Raw genomic sequence first — 667 nt, forward strand, 5'->3', positions numbered from 1 at the left:
GGTCTCGCGCGCCTGCTCGGCGATCCTGGTGGCCTCGCGTTCGGCCAGCCGCGCCTCACGGGCGGTGCTGATCGCCTGCCGTGCTGCTCGGCGCTCGGCCACAGCCGGATCGTCCGCACCTGGCTTTGCCCGGACACGCTCCAGCATAGCCTTGCGGGCGTTCTCGGCTGTGCTCAGCCGGTCGCTAAATCCTTTGTCCCGGAAGCCGCTCATGCTCTGATCTCGCTCTCGCGGACGGCACGCTCCGTCGCACCTGATCTGATCCGGTACGAGACCTCGCCGGTCTCGTCGGCTGGCATGAGGCGTACGACCTCGTAGATGCCACTGCCACTGGCACGGCTGTCGGAAATCGGCGCACGCACAAGGCGCACCATCTGACGGATCTTGTATTTATGAAGCATGTTGGTTCTCCAGTGTGAGACTGCGCAGTGGCAGCGCCACGAAGGCAAACAAAAAGCCGCTCCCATGGGGAGCGGCCTTGATGGCTCGGTGCAGATAAGCCTGCACCGAAGAGACGGGCTTTATGCCGTCTCGATGTTGTTGACGGCGATCTTGCCGGAGCGGCGGTCTTCCGCCGTGTCGAAGGCAACCTTCTGGCCTTCGACCAGATTGCGCATGCCGGCGCGCTCGAGAGCGGTGGCATGGACGAACACGTCCTTGCTGCCGT

General features: G+C 64.3%; 3 protein-coding genes. All 3 read right to left on the reverse strand.

Features of this window, described 5'->3' with window-relative positions:
- On the reverse strand, window positions 1-213 hold a 213-nt coding region (locus LG661_RS24805; protein WP_230534655.1), incomplete at its 3' end, for a DUF6481 family protein.
- The gene (locus tag LG661_RS24810) at window positions 210-401 is read right to left on the reverse strand and encodes a hypothetical protein (RefSeq protein WP_230534656.1); all 192 of its coding nucleotides are present in this window, start codon (window positions 399-401) and stop codon (window positions 210-212) included. The genes LG661_RS24805 and LG661_RS24810, both read right to left, overlap by 4 nt.
- A gap of 120 nt (window positions 402-521) precedes the next feature.
- The coding region (locus tag LG661_RS24815; protein WP_230534657.1) for a cold-shock protein at window positions 522-667 on the reverse strand (146 nt) is incomplete at its 5' end.

It is taken from the genome of Microvirga roseola, from assembly GCF_020866965.1.
GTDB lineage: Bacteria > Pseudomonadota > Alphaproteobacteria > Rhizobiales > Beijerinckiaceae > Microvirga > Microvirga roseola.

Coding starts and splice junctions, on each gene's coding strand:
- LG661_RS24810 (WP_230534656.1), bottom strand. CDS start 401: ATGCTTCATAAATACAAGATCCGTCAGATGGTGCGCCTTGTGCGTGCG.